Source organism: Saccharopolyspora antiqui (assembly GCF_052246905.1).
Taxonomy (GTDB): domain Bacteria; phylum Actinomycetota; class Actinomycetes; order Mycobacteriales; family Pseudonocardiaceae; genus Saccharopolyspora.
The window spans coordinates 294,662-311,632 of record NZ_JBQQBO010000004.1 but is presented as its reverse complement, the minus strand read 5'-3'; the positions used below and the strand labels follow the sequence as shown (position 1 = coordinate 311,632).

14 protein-coding genes and 1 riboswitch are annotated in these 16,971 nt (G+C 69.9%); of the genes, 7 read left to right on the top strand and 7 right to left on the bottom strand.

Features of this window, described 5'->3' with window-relative positions:
• Positions 1-74: 74 nt before the first annotated feature.
• On the bottom strand, positions 75-608 hold the full coding sequence (locus tag ACTWQN_RS10300; RefSeq protein ID WP_443203139.1) for a flavin reductase family protein: 534 nt from the start codon (positions 606-608) through the stop codon (positions 75-77).
• 288 nt (positions 609-896) lie between these two features.
• On the opposite strand from ACTWQN_RS10300, the gene ACTWQN_RS10295 reads away from it, so the two are divergent.
• Positions 897-2,081: an acyl-CoA dehydrogenase family protein gene (locus ACTWQN_RS10295; RefSeq protein ID WP_443203138.1), complete on the top strand. Its 1,185-nt coding sequence runs from the start codon at positions 897-899 to the stop codon at positions 2,079-2,081.
• Positions 2,082-2,377: 296 nt separating this feature from the next.
• Here ACTWQN_RS10295 and ACTWQN_RS10290 read toward each other — a convergent pair whose 3' ends face one another.
• Positions 2,378-3,358, bottom strand: a complete 981-nt coding sequence (locus tag ACTWQN_RS10290) for a sigma-70 family RNA polymerase sigma factor (RefSeq protein WP_443203137.1) — start codon at positions 3,356-3,358, stop codon at positions 2,378-2,380.
• A 276-nt stretch (positions 3,359-3,634) separates the two neighbouring features.
• Here ACTWQN_RS10290 and ACTWQN_RS10285 point away from each other — a divergent pair, with 276 nt between their 5' ends.
• Complete coding sequence (locus ACTWQN_RS10285) at positions 3,635-4,876, top strand: NAD(P)/FAD-dependent oxidoreductase (RefSeq protein WP_443203136.1); 1,242 nt, start codon at positions 3,635-3,637, stop codon at positions 4,874-4,876.
• A 3-nt stretch (positions 4,877-4,879) separates the two neighbouring features.
• Here ACTWQN_RS10285 and ACTWQN_RS10280 read toward each other — a convergent pair whose 3' ends face one another.
• On the bottom strand, positions 4,880-5,842 hold the full coding sequence (locus tag ACTWQN_RS10280; protein WP_443203135.1) for a siderophore-interacting protein: 963 nt from the start codon (positions 5,840-5,842) through the stop codon (positions 4,880-4,882).
• A gap of 61 nt (positions 5,843-5,903) precedes the next feature.
• Between ACTWQN_RS10280 and ACTWQN_RS10275 the strand changes: the two genes are divergently transcribed.
• Complete coding sequence (locus ACTWQN_RS10275; protein WP_443203134.1) at positions 5,904-6,905, top strand: ABC transporter substrate-binding protein; 1,002 nt, start codon at positions 5,904-5,906, stop codon at positions 6,903-6,905.
• A gap of 184 nt (positions 6,906-7,089) precedes the next feature.
• On the opposite strand, the gene ACTWQN_RS10270 is transcribed toward ACTWQN_RS10275, so the two are convergent.
• Together ACTWQN_RS10270 and ACTWQN_RS10265 are read right to left on the bottom strand one after the other, a co-directional pair.
• Complete coding sequence (locus tag ACTWQN_RS10270; RefSeq protein ID WP_443203133.1) at positions 7,090-8,733, bottom strand: thiamine pyrophosphate-binding protein; 1,644 nt, start codon at positions 8,731-8,733, stop codon at positions 7,090-7,092.
• A 97-nt stretch (positions 8,734-8,830) separates the two neighbouring features.
• Positions 8,831-9,607, bottom strand: a complete 777-nt coding sequence (locus tag ACTWQN_RS10265; RefSeq protein ID WP_443203132.1) for a cyclase family protein — start codon at positions 9,605-9,607, stop codon at positions 8,831-8,833.
• Between the two features lie 215 nt (positions 9,608-9,822).
• On the opposite strand from ACTWQN_RS10265, the gene ACTWQN_RS10260 reads away from it, so the two are divergent.
• Positions 9,823-10,620, top strand: coding sequence for a PaaX family transcriptional regulator (locus ACTWQN_RS10260; RefSeq protein WP_443203181.1), 798 nt, complete (start codon positions 9,823-9,825; stop codon positions 10,618-10,620).
• Between the two features lie 362 nt (positions 10,621-10,982).
• Here the strand turns inward: ACTWQN_RS10260 and ACTWQN_RS10255 are convergent, their stop codons facing one another.
• Entirely contained in the window at positions 10,983-11,789 is an 807-nt protein-coding gene (locus tag ACTWQN_RS10255) for an IclR family transcriptional regulator domain-containing protein (RefSeq protein ID WP_443203131.1), read from the bottom strand.
• Between the two features lie 117 nt (positions 11,790-11,906).
• On the opposite strand from ACTWQN_RS10255, the gene ACTWQN_RS10250 reads away from it, so the two are divergent.
• Both ACTWQN_RS10250 and metE read left to right on the top strand, forming a co-directional pair.
• A complete protein-coding gene (locus tag ACTWQN_RS10250; protein WP_443203130.1) occupies positions 11,907-12,773 on the top strand; it encodes a dioxygenase family protein in 867 nt (288 codons plus the stop codon).
• A gap of 89 nt (positions 12,774-12,862) precedes the next feature.
• Positions 12,863-13,110, top strand: a riboswitch (cobalamin riboswitch).
• Positions 13,111-13,243: 133 nt separating this feature from the next.
• On the top strand, positions 13,244-15,532 hold the full coding sequence (gene metE / locus ACTWQN_RS10245) for a 5-methyltetrahydropteroyltriglutamate--homocysteine S-methyltransferase (protein WP_443203129.1): 2,289 nt from the start codon (positions 13,244-13,246) through the stop codon (positions 15,530-15,532).
• Between the two features lie 47 nt (positions 15,533-15,579).
• On the opposite strand, the gene ACTWQN_RS10240 is transcribed toward metE, so the two are convergent.
• On the bottom strand, positions 15,580-15,702 hold the full coding sequence (locus ACTWQN_RS10240) for a hypothetical protein (protein WP_443203128.1): 123 nt from the start codon (positions 15,700-15,702) through the stop codon (positions 15,580-15,582).
• A 101-nt stretch (positions 15,703-15,803) separates the two neighbouring features.
• Here ACTWQN_RS10240 and ACTWQN_RS10235 point away from each other — a divergent pair, with 101 nt between their 5' ends.
• Positions 15,804-16,949, top strand: coding sequence for a serine hydrolase domain-containing protein (locus tag ACTWQN_RS10235; protein ID WP_443203127.1), 1,146 nt, complete (start codon positions 15,804-15,806; stop codon positions 16,947-16,949).
• The last annotated feature ends 22 nt before the right edge of the window (positions 16,950-16,971 follow it).

Here is a 16,971-nt window from a genome sequence, read left to right as displayed (position 1 = left end):
CGGTCGCTGTCCACGACGATCGTCCGAACTCACCTCACTAGCGCTCGCATCGTGCCCGCCACCCGGGTGCGAACCTAGTTGCGCAGCCCCGCGTCGTCGCCGGCGACGTCGCGGTACATGGTGCTGCGGAAGAACACCAGCGGCGGCCGTCGCGAATCGCAACTGGCGTGCACCACGGTGCCGATGATGATCACGTGCGTTGCTTTCGCCACCGCGTCGGACACCGTGCATTCCAGGGTGCCGACGGTGTTCGGCAGAACGGGAACTCCGGAATGCCCTCGCGACATGCCGACTTCGGACATTTTGTCCGGATCGGCGGAGGCGAACCGATGTGCCAGCCCTTCCTGATCGGCGGCGAGGATGTTGACCGCGAACCTCCCGGATCGGCGGATCGCCGACCAGGTCCGGGTCGAATTCCGCAGGCAGACGATGATCTGCGGGGGATCGAGCGTCAGCGACGAAAAGGAGTTCACCGTGGCGGCCCGGGGGCCGGTGTCGGATTCGGTCGTCACCACGGTGACCCCGGTGGCGAACTGCCCGCACACGGTGCGGAAGAAATCGGGATCGCACGATGCGCTGCCTGCCTGCGGACTGCTGAGTCCGCTCATCGGCCACCTCCGTTCCGTTCGCCGCTGATCTGCGGGCGATGGGTCCAAGACTCGGTGGCGAGCACGGATGGCGTCCAATAACCGTTGGATTTCATTGAGCACCACCGGGAATAACTGCGGGCCTGATCACCTTCGGCCATCAGTGCGCACCAACAACCATCAGCGATGACGCCGTCACACCTTGATGGCCCGGGAATCGGCAACTAATCATTGGCTGCACCACGTTGGCGAATCCAGTCGCAAGCCGAGCCACTCGCACGGCGTTCCGGGCAGGTCAGGAGAGTGTTCATGAACGAGGTTCCGTCGCGTTCCGTTGCCGGTGACCCCAGCTCGGCCATCGACCCGGACGAGATCGTCCGCACCGCGGAAGGCCTGTACGGCCTGTTCGACAAGTACGCCGCGAGCAGCGACGAGCAGGGCGTGCTCAACGATTCGGTCGTGTCCGCGCTGCACGAAGTGGGCGCGGTGAAGGCGTTCCTGCCGCGCGAACTCGGCGGACTGGAGCTGCGACCCACCGACGCGATGCGGCTGTTCCGCGCACTGGCCTATGCCGACCCGTCGGCGGGCTGGGTGGGCATGGCGCTGGCGACCGCGACGGGTCTGGCCGGTGCGTTCTTCCCCGAGGACACCGCACGCGAACTGTTCGCCGACGGTTCCCGGACGGCCATCGCCGGGCAGGGCACGAAACCCGGCCGCGCGGTGCCGGTCGACGGCGGACACCTGGTCAGCGGGGAGTGGAGCTTCGCGTCGGGCATCAAGCACGCCACCCACGTGCACACCGCCGCGATCGACGCGGAGACCGGCCAGTCGCGTTTCTTCGTGCTCCCCGTCGCGCAGGCGACCATCATCGACAACTGGGACGTGCTGGGGCTGCGCGCGACCGGAAGCCTCGACTACGTGCTGAACGAGGTGTTCGTGCCCATCGGGTACAGCTACCCGTCGCTGAGCCGGGAACCGATCACCGGCGGCGATCTGTACCGGCTGGGCATCGGGAACCTGGCCAGCATCAACCACGGTTCGTGGGCGCTCGGCGTCGGTCGGCGACTGCTCGACGAGCTCGCGGCCTTCGTCCGGCGCACCGGCCGGGGGTTGGGCGAGTCCTTCCACGGGGAGTACGCGAGCGCGGAAGCCACCTTGCGCAGCGCCGAGGCCTTCCTCTTCGACGCCTGGCGTTCCATCGAAGCCGCCCAGGACCGCGGTGATCAGCCCAGCGTCCGGGAGGAGACGCTCAACCGCCTGGCGCTGAACAACGCGACCTGGTCGATGCAGGAGGTCGCGGAGTTCGTGTACCGGTCGGCGGGTTCGGTCGCGCTGCGGTCCGGGGTGATCCAGCGGCTGTTCCGCGATGTGCACGCGGGCACCCAGCACATCAGTTCCTCGGCGACCATCCGGCAGTCCTGCGGCCGTGAACTGGCCGGTCTCGCCGACCAGGAGCGCTGGGTCCACTTCCGCCTCGTCCGCGACGAAGGCTGACCCCCATCGCGCATTCCGTCCACTATGGACCCCGTCGCCGCTGAACCACGGTGCACAGCCGGTGCGGTTCCCGTAGGAGTGAGGAGTGAAGGGCACCTTTCGCCAAGTTGCTTGGTGAAAGGTGCCCTTCACCTCGTCCTGGCACCGTTTCGGCGGTCGTAGGATGTTGGGGTGCCGTTCGCGATCAGTGTTGGTGACGCCAAGATCTACTACCAGGTGCGCGGTTCGGGTGAACCGCTGGTGCTGCTCTTGGGCTAGGCCTGGTCCGCTAAGGCTCTGTCGGACCGCGCGCTGGTTCAGGACGGATAGGTGGTGGGCAGGCCGAAGGCCGGGAACATGTCGACGTCGAAGAACGCGACCGTGTGCTTGACCGCCGCGCCTTCGAGGTCGAGCACCTGGAGGTGGAACGGCCGGAAAACGCCGTCCGGTTCGCGCATGTAGACGCCGAAGGCGACCTGGCCGTTGGCGCGGGCGGGCAGCAGCCGCATGTCGTCCGGCCCGGCCGGGCACTTCACGTCGACCAGGCGGCCGATCTGCTCGGCACCGCGCACCCAGTTGGCGTACGGCGGCATCTCCCAGACCGCATCGGCGGTGAACAGCTGCACGATGGCCGGGATGTTCTTGGCTTCGAAGGCCGTCACGTAGCGGTCCAGCAGCTGCTGCTGCTCGGCGGTCAACGGCTCGGAGGTGTCGTCCTCGGACGGTTTGACCTGGTCGAGTTGGGCGCGGGCGCGTTGCAGGATGCTGTTGACCGCGGTGGTGCTGGTGCCGAGGGTGTCGGCGACCTCGGAGGCCCGCCACTTCAGCACGTCGCGCAGGATCAGCACCGCCCGCTGTCGGGCGGGCAGGTGTTGCAGGGCGGCGATGAACGCCAGCCGGGTGCTCTCCCGCACGCCGACGATCGTCGCCGGATCGGCGTGGTCGTTGACGATCATGGAATCCGGGATGGGCTCCAGCCACGACACCTCGGGCAGTTCGACCAGTTCGTCGGCCGGGCTGTCGACCGGTCCGCCCAGTCCGGTCGGCAGCGGTCGGCGCTTCCGGTTCTCCAGCGCGGTCAAGCAGGTGGTGGTGGCGATCCGGTAGAGCCAGGTGCGCAGTGACGACCGGCCCTCGAACCGGTCGTACCCGCGCCAGGCGCGCAGGTAGGTCTCCTGCACCAGGTCTTCGGCGTCGTGCAGCGAGCCGAGCATCCGGTAGCAGTGCGCCAGCAGTTCCCGCCGGAACGGATCGGCCTGCGTGGTGAAGTCATCGGTGACCATCGTGGAGGTGGCCATGCCTACGCCCTTCCGGCTCGCGTGCCAGTGACTGCACGACTCCACTCGGCGAACGGGATCCGCCGAACGGGTCAAGCACGACAGTAGCCGAACCCACCGACAGAATTCGTCGCCTTCGGCATGCGGGACCCGACGCCAGGAGATCCCGAAATCGTGCGGCGAGCTCTGGTGATCTCACGTAGCGGACCGGTGCGTTGGTCGGCGACGCTGGTGCGGCTACGAAAGCGAGTGGGGCGGCGGGCGGATCTGGCCGCCTGGGCCTGCAAGGAGGGTGAGATGTATTCACGCGCGCTCGCACCGCGTCGTGCCGTGGTGGTCGGTGCCGGAATGGTCGGGTTGTCCACGGCGTGGTTCCTCCAGGAGCACGGCTTGGAGGTGGTGGTGCTCGACCGCAGCGGGGTCGCGGCGGGCGCGTCCTGGGGCAACGCGGGATGGCTGACGCCGTGCATGGCGGTGCCGCTGGCCGAGCCCGGGGTGCTGTCCTCTGCGGTGCGGTCGCTGGGCGATCCGAACGCGCCGCTGCACGTGCCGCTGCGGCCGGATCCGGCGGTGCTGACTTTCCTGGCGCGGTTCGCGGCCCGCTGCACCACGCGGGCGTGGCAGCGGTCGCTGGCGGCGTTGGTTCCGGTGAACAGGCTGGCGCTGGATACCTTCGACGAGCTGACCGAGGGCGGCGTCGCGGCGAGCACGCGGGGCGGCCCGATCATGGTCGGTTTCGCGGCAGCGGCGCAGAGCGCGGCGCTGCGGCACGAGCTGGACGAGGTGGCCCGCGCCGGATTCGACGTGCACTACGAGCGGGTCGACAACCCGCGCGTGCCGCAGCTGTCCGGGCAGGTCACCGATGTGTTGCGCATCGACGGCCAGCGGCACTTCGAGCCCGGCCCGTTCGTGCAGGCGCTCGCGGACGCGGTGCGCGAGCGCGGCGGGCAGATCGTCTCCGGCGCGCGGGTGCGGGCCCTGCGGCATGGACCGGGCGGGATCGCCGTCGAGACGTTCACCGGGCCGCCGCGGCGGGCCGACGTCGTGGTGGTGGCAACCGGGGCGTGGCTGTCGGAACTAGCGCGGCGGCTGGGCGTGCGCACCCAGGTGCAGGCAGGGCGCGGCTACTCGTTCAGCGTCGCCACCGAAGAACCAGCCAAGACACCGGTCTACCTACCGGCCGCGCGGGTGGCGTGCACGCCGTACCAGGGGCGGTTGCGCCTCGCCGGGACGATGGAGTTCCGCGCCCCGGACGATCCGCTGCAACCGGCCCGCATCGCCGCGATCGTGCGCTCGGTGCGACCGCTTCTGTCCGGTGTGGACTGGTCGGATCTGCGGGACGTTTGGGTGGGGCCGCGTCCGATGACCCCGGACGGACTGCCGGTGCTCGGGCCGACGAAGCTGCCGGGCGTCTACGTCGCGGGCGGGCACGGCATGTGGGGTGCCACGCTCGGTCCGATCAGCGGAAAGCTGCTCGCCGAACGGATCGTCACCGGCCGCATGCCCGCGCAGCTGCGGCCCTTCGATCCGCTGCGCTGACCGTCAGCTGCGGCCGTCGCGCCAGTAGCCCATGAACGCGACGGCTTGCTTGGGGATGCCGTAGTCGCGGACCAGCAGTTGGCGCAGGCGCTTGATCACGGTGGCCTCACCGGCCAGCCAGCCGTAGAACCGGCCGGGCGAGGCGTCGTCCTCGGGGACGTCCCACAGGATCGGGGCGTCCACGTCGACGTCGTCGAGTTCCACCGCGCCACCGCGTGAGCGGGGGTGCAGCTCGTCGAGGGCTGCCGCGACGCCTTCTTCCAGCAGTTGGCCGTGGGGTGCGGTCGCGCGGCGGGCGAACCAGCGCACCTCGACGCCGTCGGGCACGATCCAGTCCTGCCGGTCGTGTTCCTCGGGCACTTCAAGGCAGACGATGCCCCGGGCGCACGGCGGCAGGGTCTCGACGATGGAGGCGACCGCGGGCACCGCGGTCTCATCACCGGCCAGCACCAGGTGGCTGGCCGATGCCGGTGGCGCCCACTCGCAGCCCCACATCCGGCCGGTGCCCGGTCGGTCCGGGCCGAGCACGCCGATCTCGTCACCGGGGCGGGCCGACGCGGCCCAGGTGGCGGCGGGCCCGGCATGCCCGGTGGCCCCGTTCCCGTTGCCGCTGTGCCCGTTGCCTCCGTGCCCGTTGCCGCCGTGCAGCACGAAGTCGATGTCGAGTTCGGCGGGTTCGGGCCGGTAGGCGCGAACGGTGTAGGTGCGCAGCACGGGACGGATCTCCTCGGGCAGCGCCAGCCACTCCTGGTACCAGCCGGGCCCGCTCGGGAAGTCCGCGAGGGTCCGGCCGGGTTGCGCGAGCACCACCTTGATCCGCTGGTCGACGCCACCGGCGCCGAAGCCGCGCAGGCATTCGGCGGTGAAGGTGATCCGGACGAAACTGGGGCCGAGCCGCTGCACCCGCGCCACTTCGACGGGGAACATCCGGTAGACGGGCTTCTCCGCGGTCCGCGTACCTGCCATCCGTAACCTCCCGAGATCCAGTGCTAGGTTAGCCTAGCCTTACGAAAATGGGGAGGTTGGTGTGCGTCACAAGATCCGAGCCGCCGTCGCGCTGCTCGTCGCCGCCGGTGCGTTATCGGCATGCGCTTCGCCTGGTCGGGGCGACCAGGGCGGTACCGGTTGGTCCTACACCGATGATCGGGGGATCACCGTCAACGCGGCCGAGCGCCCGGAGCGGATCGTCGCGCAGGTGTCGGCGGCCGGTGCGCTCAAGGACTTCGGTGTCAACGTGGTCGGCACCTTCGGTCCGCTGGTGCGCGATGACGGCACGACCGAGCCGGAAGCGGGCAGCATCGATCCCCGGCAGGTCACCGACGTCACCGGACCCGGCTACGGCGAGGTGAACTTGGAGCGGCTGACGTCGTTGCACCCCGACTTGCTGGTCAGCGGCAAGTACGCGGAGTACCCCGGGCTCTGGCACCTGGTCGAGGACCAGGAGCAGATGGTCAAGCGGATCGTGCCGACGGTCGGCGTCCAGCAGTCCGGCATCGCGCTGCCGGATGCCATCGCCAGGTACGGGCAGTTGGCTCGCGCGCTCGGCGGCGACGTCGACTCGGCGCGGGTGAAGGCCGATGCAGACCGGTTCAACGCCGCGGCGCAGCGGTTGCGCGACATCGGGGCGCGGATGCGGGCCGAGGGCAAGTCGATCCTGGCCGTTGGTGGCACCAAGGACGAGTACTTCGTGGTGGTCCCGGCGCGCAACCCCGACCTGGACTACTACGTCAAGCAACTCGGCCTGCCGATCACCACGCCGCAGCACCCGGACGTCGCCGGTGGTGGCTACTTCGAGCGGCTGTCGTGGGAGAAGGCGAACGCCTACCCCGGTGACGTCCTGATGTGGGACGCCCGGCCCGCGTCGATGCCGCCGGAGCAGATGAAGCAGAACCCGGTGTTCGCCTCGCACCCGGCGGCCGCCGCGAACCGGTTCGTGGAGTGGGATGCGGTCGCACCGATGAGCTACGCGAGCTATGCCGGGATCATGACGAAGCTGGCCGACCAGTTGTCAGCCCAGTTGGGTTACTGAGCCGTGGGGTGGGCGATTTCGCGCGAAATCGGCGTTTCCCATGGGGTGCGGGTGACGATTTCGCGCGAAATCGCCAGGTTCGTTACCCGCACCGCCACGCACAACGAGTTCCAAGACGGGCTCTCAGAACGGGCGAAGTTCCGAAGTGGACGATCACATCGGATTGCGGTGCGGCTGACCGATATCAGTGGCCGCGGAAGGCTTCGACGAGCCACCAGGCGCCTTCGGTCGAGGTGATCTTCGCGTCGATCAGCAGGGGAGCGGTTCGCGGACCCGCCAGCCAGCCCCGAACCGGTGCGAGGTCGGCTTCGGTGCGCACCGTGATGGCGGTGCAGCCGAATCCGCGGGCGGCGGCGGCCAGATCGGTGTCCGGGAACTCGACGGTGTCCAGCCGATGGCCGTCCGGGCCGAAGTGGTGGACTTCGGCGCCGTAGGCGTGGTCGTTGTAGACCACGATCACCATCGGCAGGCCCAGTCGCACCGCGGTTTCCAGCTCGGCGATGCCCATCAACGCACCGCCGTCGCCGAGCGCGGCCACCGGCAGCCGGTCGGGGCGGGCCAGCGCCGCGCCGATGGCGGTGGCCAAGCCGAGCCCGATGGATTGGAAGGCTTGGGTGAAGCAGAAGCCGTTCTCGTCGGGCACCCGCAGGAACATGCTCGGGTAACCCATGAAGTTGCCGGAGTCCACCGCGAGCACCCGCTCGTCGGGCAGCAGCCGGTCCAGCGCGATGCTGAGCGTGCGCGGATCGATGGTGTCCGATGTGGACTGATCGGCGAATTCGACGTCGCGCCAAGAACCTTCGCGGGCGATCCGCTCCCGAACCTTCGGGTCGCGGTAACCGGCGGGGTGGGTGCCTCGGTCGGCCAGTTCGCCACGAGCCGCTTCCGCGGTCATCGCGACGTCGCCGAGCACGCCGAGGTCGACCGGGCGGTGCGCGCCGATGGCCTCGCCGTTGAGGTCGACCTGCACGAGCGCGCAGTCCGGTCCGATCAGGGTGCCGTGCCGCATGGTCCACATGTTCAGCGCCGTGCCCCAGCCGACGATGACATCCGCCGCAGAGATCAACTCGGCGGCCAGCGGGGTGGCGAACCCGCCCGAAACGTCCAGCGACCACGGGTCGTCGTGGAACAGGCCCCGCGCCACCGCCGAAGTCGCCAGCAGCGCTCCGCAGGAGTCGGCCAGCGCGCGCAGTTCGGCGGCGGCGTGCCGGGCGCCGCGACCGGCGATGAACACCGGCCGCTGGGCGGTGACCAGCCGATCGACGAGGTCTCGAACCGCAGCGGGCGACGGGGCGACCGGGCTGATCGCGGGCAGTCGCGGGGCGGGCGGTTCGCCGTCGATTTCGGCCGCCTGCACGTCCAGCGGCAGGTTCAGCACCACGGTCCGCCGACCCTCGGTGGCCAGCCGGAACGCCCGCACCGTGTCGTCGACCGCGGTGGCCGCGCTGTGCACGCGCTCGGGCCGGGCGCCCACGGCGGTGGCCAGCGCGTCCTGGTCGACCCGGAAGTTCGAGCGGATCGCGGCCGACGCCGTCTCCGCGGCCAGCACGATGAGCGGGGTGCGGCTCTTGGCGGCCTCGGTGATGCCGGTGAGCGCGTTGGTCAACCCGCAGCCCTGGTGCACCGAGAGCACCCCGACGCGGCCGCTGGTGCGCGCGTAGCCGTCGGCCATGGTCGCGGCGCCGCCTTCGTGTCGGGCCGCCACGAACTGCGCACCGGCGGCGACCAGTGCGTTGGTGACGTGGAAGTTGCCGCTGCCGACGACCCCGAATGCGCGGTCCACGCCCAATGCGGCCAGCGTGCGGCCGACGGCCTCGGCGACGTTCATGGCAATTCCTTCCGATTCGGTGCGTTCGCCCGGATCTGGCGGTGCGCTGTGCCTAGCGCACCGCCAGACCGGTGGCGCCTTCAATCCTGCTCGACCGTCAATCCTGTTCGACAAGTGCGAGGACCCTGGCCGGGCTGCCCGAGCCGCCCGCGATCGGCAGCGGCGCGGCGATGAGCAGCACGCCGGTGGGCGGCAGCAGCGCGAGGTTCTGCAACTGGGTCAGGCCGTACTTGCCAGCGCCGAGCAGCAGCGAATGGCAGGGGAAGGCCGGTTCGAAGGTCGGGGCCAGCCCGGCGTCGGTGCCGACGGTCTCCACCCCGATGCCCAGCAGCGAGGTCTCCTCGGCCAGCCAGCGCGCGCACTCCGGCGAGATGCCCGGGGTGTGGGAGCCGTTCTCGTCGGCGTTGAGGAACGCGTCCTGGTCACCGCTGCGGGCGTCCCAGCCGGTGCGCAGCAGCAACCAACCATCGGCGGGCAGCGGGCCGTGGGTCTGCTCCCAGTCGCGGATGTGGTCGATCTCCAGCAGGAAGTCGGGATCTTCGGCGACCTGCGCGGCGAAGTCCAGGACCACCGCCGGTCCGACGAGTTGGCGCGGCGGCACCGAGGAGATGTCCAGCCCGTCGCGTCCGGTGATCCAGTGCACCGGCGCGTCGAAGTGGGTGCCGGTGTGCTCGCCGGTGTGGATGTTGTTCCAGTACCAGGCGGGTCCGCGGTCGTCGAACCGGCTGATCTCCTCCAACTGGAAGCCGATGGTGTTCGCGAACGGCTCCGGCAGTTGCAGCACGGGAACTTCGGGGGTCAGGCGCGCGGTGAGGTCGATGACGCTGATGCGCCCGGACGTCAGAGCCCGCAGGAGTTCGGTGAGGACGGCCACCTTGATGCCTCCCAGATCCGGATAGCGGAAACGTGCGGATCCTACTTGGCCCTCGTGGGTCTGCCAACGCGCGGCGATTTCGGCTTCACAGCGCCAGATCCGGCGACACCAATGTGGATGTCCGGGTCGGGCGGTCCAGCCGCTGTTATCGTGCTCACGTGACGACGGACATCGTGGCGGACGACGCGGTGCTGGGCGAGCTGACCGGTCGCGGCATGCAGCCCCGGCAGCTGATCGTGACCGTCTACGGTCTGTACGCGCGGGAATCCGGCGGGTGGCTGTCGGTGGCGTCGCTGGTCCGGCTGCTGGCCGATCTCGGGGTGGACGAGCCAGCGGTCCGCTCGTCGATTTCGCGGCTGAAGCGGCGCGGCATCCTGCTGGCCGAGCGGCGCGGCGGCGCGGCCGGGTACGAATTGTCCGGTGCGGCGCTGGAGATCCTGCGGGAAGGCGACGAGCGGATCTTCCGCCGGGAGCGCGCCACGCTGGCCGACGGCTGGGTGCTGGCGGTGTTCTCGGTGCCCGAATCCGAGCGGCAGAAGCGGCACGTGCTGCGCACCCAGCTGACCCGGCTCGGCTTCGGCACCGCCGCGCCAGGCGTGTGGATCGCACCGGCGAACCTGCGGGACGCGGCGTCCAGCGTCCTGCGGCGCTACGGGCTGGACGGCTACGCCGATCTGTTCCACGCGGAGCATCTGGCTTTCGGTGAGCTGCGGACGAAGGTGTCGCAGTGGTGGGATCTCGACCAGCTGCAGGCGCTCTACGGCGAGTTCATCGGGGTGTACCGGCCGGTCGCGCAGCGGTGGCGGCGCCGCCGCGCCCCGCGCGGGCCGGAGGCCTTCGCCGACTACGTGCGGGTGCTGACCGACTGGCGACGGCTGCCCTACCTGGATCCCGGTCTGCCCGTCGAGCTGCTGCCCGAGGACTGGAACGGGACGGTGGCCGCGGAGCTGTTCTTCACCCTCAAGTCGTGGCTGGAGCAGCAGGCCCACGACCACGTCAGAGGTCGTGGGTGAGAATTCCGGTTCGCATGGGCGTTTTGATCTCTGTTCTTAAAGTGGCGTCAGCCGCTTAGCCCGCCTAGGGCACTTGCACCGCCGCGGGTTCTCAGACTCTGCCCACTGGCGTTCTCTGGGAGGCCTGCCTCGACGTGGTGTATTGGCATACATGATGTCGGGGATCCCGCAGTCGAGAAGGCGTCTGAGGGCCTGTCTTCGGACTCGTTTTGCTTCGTGGTGCGGGTGGCAGACCTGGCGATTTCGCGCGAAATCGCCACCCGCCCCGCGTGGGAGACGGCGATTTCGCGCGAAATCGTCCACCTCACCCGAGGTGGACGGCCCGACACGACCACTTCAAAAACAAGAACAAAGACAGCTGCTCAACGCGCGCTGGTGATGACCTCGATCGGGCGGGCGCGCCAGACGTCCCAGTCGGCGGCGATGGCGCTGGCGGCCTGCAGCAGCAGCGGCAGGTGGTGGTCGACCAGGGTGTCCATTGTGGTCTCCGCGGCGTGCGCGTTGACGTTCACCGCCGCGACGACCCGACCGCCGCCGTCGCGGATCGGGGCGGCGATCGAGCGGATTCCGGGCGCCAGCTGCTCATCGGTGGCGGCCCAGCCCTTGGCGCGCACGTCGCGCAGCGCCGCCGCGAACTCGGCGCGCTCGGGCTGCCACCTCGGGGTGATCCCGGACCGGCTGGGAACGCCGAGCACGCCGTCCAGTTCGGTGCTCGACAGATCGGCGAGCAGGACCTTGCCGAGCGAGGTCGGCGGCGCGGGGAAGCGGGTGCCGATCGTCACCGCCAGGGTCACCAGCTTCGGCACGGCCACCCGCGCCACGTACACGATGTCGGACCCGTCGAGCTGGGCGATCGAACACGACTCGTGCGTGCGTTCCACGAGTTGCCTGAGATGCGGCCTGCCCAATTCCCACAGGTTGCTGGTGCCGATGTAGGCCATGCCGAGTTCCAGCACCCGGGGCGTGAGGGTGAAGCCCGCGTCGGTGATGCGCACGTACCCCAGCTGTTCGAGGGTGATGAGGATCCGGCGCGCCGTGGGCCGGGCCAGGTCCGCGGCCGCGGCGACTTCGGACAACGACATCGTCGGTTGTCCTGGCCGGAAGCAGCGGAGGACGTCGAGTCCCCTGGCCAGGGCCTCGATGAACTCGGGGTTGCCGTCACGACGCATGACCGCAGGTTATCGCCTCCCGATCTCGCCGCGGCAGCGACGGCCTTGCCACGAACGGATCCGTTCGGCCAGGATGGCCGTACCACGGACGGATGTCCGCAAGGAGGAAGGTCTGCCATGGCGTTCGTCAACGAGGACAACATCACGGAGTTGGCCCTCCGGCGATGGGGCACCGCGCACTCACCGCGGCTGGCGCAGTTGATGACCGCGCTGGTGCGGCACATCCACGAATTCGCCCGCGAGGTCGAGCTCACCGACGACGAGTGGCTGGCCGCCATCGAATGGCTCACCGCCACCGGGCAGCTCAGCGACGAAAAGCGGCAGGAATTCATCCTCGCCTCCGATGTCATCGGGCTCAGCATGCTCGTCGTCCAGCTGAACAACCGCTTCTCGCCGACGGCGACCCCGGCCACCGTGCTCGGCCCGTTCCACATCGACGGCTCGCCGCCGGTGCCCTTCGGCCACGACATGTCCGATGGCCTGCCGGGCAAACCGCTGTTCATCACCGGCAAGGTCACCGACACCGGCGGAAAACCCATGCCGTCCGCGGTTCTGGACGTCTGGCAGGCCGATTCCGATGGCTACTACGAGTCCCAGATCGCCGAGATCGACGAAGCCCGGCTGCGCGCCAAGTACCAGACGCGCGAGGACGGCACGTACTGCATCCGCACCGTGGCGCCGCTGGGGTACTCGATTCCGATGGACGGCCCGGTCGGCGATCTGATCAAGAAGACCGACATCAGCCACTTCCGCCCGGCACACGTCCACTTCCTCATCGACGAGCCCGGCCACCACAAGCTGATCACCCACCTGTTCCAGGACGGCGTCGAATACCTCGACACCGACGTGGTCTTCGGCACCAAGGACGCGCTCGTGGTCGAGTTCGTCGAGCGGCCAGCGGGCCCGACACCCGACGGGGGCCAGCTCGACCAGCCCTACCTGCACGCCACCTACGACTTCGTCCTCGAACCGACCACCGACTGATCGCCGGTCGAACCACTGCCGCGAGCACCGCACCCACCCGGCTCGCAGGGCGCGTGCTGCGGGCCCTTGCCAACGGCTTGCCAGCCGGTAGTCTCCGAGGTGCTGGTGGTTCGGCTATCCACGGGATGTGACCGCGGGTGGCCGAGGCAAGAGGGAACCCGGTGCGAATCCGGGACTGCCCCGCAGCGGTGAGTGGGAACGACCGCCGTCCCCGGTCGCAGCAGACCGGGATTAGCACTGGGCACGTGTGCCTGGGAAGCGACGGCCAGTAGGAACGCCCGGCACGGACCGGGAGGAGCCCGCGAGTCCGAAGACCTGCCGCCGGTGCGCGCACCCGGTGGTGCGCGCTGATCCGAGGTCTCGCGGGAAGACCTGGCGGATGGTCAGCTCGTGGTCGCCGCGCTGGCTGGTTTCGCCTGTCTCCCGTCGGACCTCGGCGCATCTGTCGTCGAGCTCGCGAGGAGAGGGCGTTGACCAGCAAGATCGGATCTACCGTACTCGGCTACCCCCGGATCGGCCCCAACCGGGAACTCAAGCGCGCGTTGGAGAGCTACTGGTCGTCGCGCAGCAGCGCGGCGGAACTGCGCGAGGTCGCCCGTCGACTGCGCGTCGACACGTGGCGGTCGCTGCGGGACGCGGGGCTGGATTCGGTGCCCGGCAACACGTTCTCGTTCTACGACCACGTGCTGGACGCGGCGGTCACCTTCGGCGCGATCCCGGCGCGCTACACCGACCTGGGACTCAGCTCGCTGGACACCTACTTCGCCATGGCGCGCGGGGTGGAGTCCACGCCGCCGCTGGAGATGACGAAGTGGTTCGACACCAACTACCACTACCTGGTGCCCGAGATCGGTCCGGACACGCGGTTCTCGCTGGCCGACCGGACTGCGCTGGAGCAGTACCGGGAGGCGGCCGAGCACGGCGTGACCACCCGGCCGGTGCTGGTGGGTCCGCTTACGTTGCTGCTGCTGTCCAAGTCGGCGGCCGGGGCCGCCGAGTCGTTCCGGCCGCTGGACAAGCTCACCGAGCTCCTCGACGTCTACGCGGAGCTGCTGGGCGAGCTGCGCCGCGAAGGCGTGGCCTGGGTGCAGCTCGACGAACCCGCGTTCGCCGCCGACCGCTCGCCTGCCGAGCTGGCCGCGCTGCGCGCCGCCTACCGTCGCCTCGGTGACCTGCCCGAGCGCCCGAACCTGCTGGTCGCCGGTTATTTCGGTGATCTCGGCGAGGCGCTGGAAGTGCTGGCGTCCTGCCCGGTCGAGGCGCTCGGTGTCGACCTGGTGGCCGGGAGCTCCACGGCGGACGCGCTGTCACCGGTTCGCGGGCTGCGGGACAAGACGCTGGTGGCCGGGCTGGTCGATGGGCGCAACATCTGGCGCACCGATCTGGACAAGGCACTCGCGACGGCCGCCACGCTGCTGGGGGCGGCCGGTGAGCTGGCCGTGAGCACCTCCTGCTCGCTGCTGCACGTGCCCCACGACGTGGCGGCGGAGGCGAACATCGACCCGCAGGTCAAGTCGTGGCTGGCGTTCGCCGAGCAGAAGGTCCGCGAAGTCGTCGTGCTCGGCCGCGCGTTGCGCGAGGGCCGCGACGCGGTGGCCGAGGAGCTGGCCGCGGCGCGCGCCGCGGTTGCCGACCGGGCGACTGCCGATCGGGTGCACAACCATCGCGTCCGGGCCCGGCTGCAGGCGTTGCGGCCGACGGCCACGCAGCGCGAGCCGTACGCCGAAAGGCGCGCAGCCCAGCGGAAATCCCTGCGCCTGCCGCCGCTGCCGACCACGACGATCGGATCCTTCCCGCAGACCGCGGACGTTCGCAAGGCGCGTGCCGCGCTGCGCTCCGGCCGCCTCGACCGGGCCACCTACCAGCAGCGGATGCGGGACGAGATCGAGCGGGTCATCCGCCTGCAGGAAGAACTCGGACTCGACCTGCTGGTGCACGGCGAGCCCGAACGCAACGACATGGTGCAGTACTTCGCCGAAAACCTGGACGGTTTCGCCAGCACCGACAACGGTTGGGTGCAGTCCTACGGGTCGCGGTGCGTGCGCCCACCGATCCTGTTCGGCGATGTCTCCCGGCCGAAGGCGATCACGGTCGAGTGGGCGACCTTCGCCCAGCGGCTGACCGAGAAGCCGGTCAAGGGCATGCTCACCGGACCGGTCACGATCCTGGCGTGGTCGTTCGTCCGCGACGACCAGGCCCTCGCCGAAACCGCCAAGCAGGTGGCGCTGGCCATCCGGGACGAGGTGAGCGATCTGGAGACCGCTGGTATCCGGGTCATCCAGGTCGATGAACCGGCCCTGCGGGAGTTGCTGCCGTTGCGCGCGGTGCGGCACGAGCAGTACTTGGCGTGGGCGGTGGCCGCCTTCCGGCTGGCCACCTGCGGTGTCGCCGAGTCCACCCAGATCCACACCCACCTGTGCTATTCGGAGTTCGGCGAGGTGATCAACGCGATCGTGGCGCTGGACGCGGATGTGACCAGCATCGAGGCCGCCCGCTCGCGCATGGAGGTGCTCGACGACCTCAACGCGGTCGGCTTCGGACGCGATGTCGGCCCCGGTGTCTACGACATCCATTCACCGCGCGTACCGGAGCCCGCCGAGGTCGCCAACCTGCTGCGCGCCGCGCTGGAAGCCGTTCCGGCGCAGCGGTTGTGGGTCAATCCGGACTGCGGGCTGAAGACCCGCGGCTACGCCGAAGTCGAGAGGGCCTTGGCGAACATGGTCGCGGCAACCGCCGAAGTGCGCCGCTCGCTGCGCTGATCTCCGGTCGCCTGAGCGGCGGCGGTCGTTGCGGCGACCGCCGCCGCTCACGACGGGCGCATCGCGGCGTCGAGGACGGTTTCGGCCAGCGCGCGGGCTTGGCTGGCCGGTCCACCGACGCCCAGCGCCTGGGCGGACTCCTTTCGGAGCTTCCCGGCGAGCGACGCCAAATGGACGTTTTGGACGGCGGTTCTTGTTGTGGTGGAGGGAATATCCCGGGTTGCTCCTGGTTTGTTCAAACGTGAACCGGGACGAGCGACGAGGAGCTCCGATGTCGACCGAGACCAGCCCGCAGGGCACGGTGGCCGCAGGATTCGAATCCGTACGGGAGGAATTCGCTGCCGTGGCAGCGGACGAAGGCGGCGACTACGCCGCCCAACTGGTCGCCTACGTCGCGGGCCAGCGCGTCGTCGACCTCTGGGTCGGCCCGGAGATCGGCGGGGACTCGCTGACCGGCGTGTTCTCGTCCAGCAAGGGCGCGGCCTACCTGGTGGCGGCGCTGTTGGTGCAGGACGGGGTGCTCGACCTGGACCGGCAGGTGAGCCACTACTGGCCGGAGTTCGCCGCCGAGGGCAAGCAGGACATCCTGCTGCGCGAGCTGCTGTCCCACCGCGCCGGATTGGTCGGCGCCGACAGCGGGTTCTCGCTGGAGGAAATCGCCGACGACCGCGTCATCGCCGCGCGGCTGGCCGCGCAGCGCCCGTACTGGCGGCCGGGCACCGCGTTCGGGTACCACGCGCTGGTCATCGGAGCGCTCGTCGGCGAGGTGGTCTGGCGCACGACCGGCAAGACGTTGCAGGAGCACTTCGAGGAACGCGTCCGCGCACCATATGACCTCGACTTCTACCTGGGCCTGCCCGAAGACCGGGAGTCGCGCTTCCTGACGACCCTGCCCATGCGGCCCACCCCCGAACAGCAAGCCGAGTTGGCCGCGGCCGCGGTCGGACCGGAAAGCCTCAGCGGCATCGCTTCGAACCGCAACTCGGACGCGCCCCCGTTGGAAGAACTGCCGAACTTCCGCGTCGTGCGGGAGAAGGGGAACGCTTCGGTCGGCGGCGTGGCCTCCGCTCGCGGCCTCGCCGGGATGTACGCGGCCGCGATCAGCGAGGTCGACGGCAGGCCGCCGCTGCTCAAGCCGGACACGGTTGCCGCGTTCGCGCAGATCCACTCGGTCGGCTACGACCTCGTGATCCGCCAGCACAAGACGTACGGACTCGGCTTCGCCACGATCGCGGACACCTACCCCGTCCTCGGCCAGGCCACCTTCGGCCACGGCGGTGCCGCCGGTTCGCAGGCATTCGCCGACCCGCGCAGCGGCCTCTCCTACGGCTACAACCGACGCCGCTTCGGCTTCCCCGGCCTCCCGGCCGTGCAGACCGAGCGCCTGGTCAAGGCCCTGCAGGCAGTGGTGGCCTGACCGGGTCTGCCGGAAACCGGTC

Coding starts and splice junctions, on each gene's coding strand:
- ACTWQN_RS10290 (WP_443203137.1), bottom strand. CDS start 3,358: ATGGCCACCTCCACGATGGTCACCGATGACTTCACCACGCAGGCCGAT.
- ACTWQN_RS10260 (WP_443203181.1), top strand. CDS start 9,823: ATGCAGCCCCGGCAGCTGATCGTGACCGTCTACGGTCTGTACGCGCGG.
- ACTWQN_RS10285 (WP_443203136.1), top strand. CDS start 3,635: ATGTATTCACGCGCGCTCGCACCGCGTCGTGCCGTGGTGGTCGGTGCC.
- ACTWQN_RS10280 (WP_443203135.1), bottom strand. CDS start 5,842: ATGGCAGGTACGCGGACCGCGGAGAAGCCCGTCTACCGGATGTTCCCC.
- ACTWQN_RS10255 (WP_443203131.1), bottom strand. CDS start 11,789: ATGCGTCGTGACGGCAACCCCGAGTTCATCGAGGCCCTGGCCAGGGGA.
- ACTWQN_RS10295 (WP_443203138.1), top strand. CDS start 897: ATGAACGAGGTTCCGTCGCGTTCCGTTGCCGGTGACCCCAGCTCGGCC.
- ACTWQN_RS10300 (WP_443203139.1), bottom strand. CDS start 608: ATGAGCGGACTCAGCAGTCCGCAGGCAGGCAGCGCATCGTGCGATCCC.
- ACTWQN_RS10235 (WP_443203127.1), top strand. CDS start 15,804: ATGTCGACCGAGACCAGCCCGCAGGGCACGGTGGCCGCAGGATTCGAA.
- ACTWQN_RS10250 (WP_443203130.1), top strand. CDS start 11,907: ATGGCGTTCGTCAACGAGGACAACATCACGGAGTTGGCCCTCCGGCGA.
- ACTWQN_RS10270 (WP_443203133.1), bottom strand. CDS start 8,733: ATGAACGTCGCCGAGGCCGTCGGCCGCACGCTGGCCGCATTGGGCGTG.